General features: G+C 45.7%; 1 protein-coding gene. It reads left to right on the top strand.

Annotated features, from left to right (window positions below; translation table 11 throughout):
• On the top strand, positions 1-383 hold a 383-nt coding region (locus ARTB_RS21445), incomplete at both ends, for an FAD-dependent oxidoreductase (protein WP_243182287.1).

A 383-nucleotide genomic window follows, 5' to 3' on the forward strand; every position in this document is an offset into this window, starting at 1 on the left:
GCGTTATAAACGTCAAGATGCCGTTAGCCATGCCTATGATTATGATGCTGTCGTGATTGGCGCAGGACCCGCGGGTGAAGCAGCAGCGATGAAAATCGCCAAATCTGGGCAAAAAGTTGCCGTGATTGATCCACGCAAACAAGTGGGGGGCAACTGTACGCACGTAGGCACGATTCCAAGTAAAGCATTGCGTCAGTCAGTGTTTAATATTATCGGTAATCGCCGCGATCCTATCTTAAACCAAGGCATTGACTATCACCAAATTCCACTCAATAAAGTATTAACCAAAGCGCGCGAAGTGGTGCGTAATCAGGTAGAAACGCATACCCGTTTTTATGAGCGCAATCAAATTGACTTAATCAATGGTTGGGCAAGTTTTAAAG

The sequence above is a fragment of the Arthrobacter humicola genome, from assembly GCF_022803015.1.
Classification (GTDB): Bacteria; Actinomycetota; Actinomycetes; order Actinomycetales; family Micrococcaceae; genus Arthrobacter; species Arthrobacter humicola_A.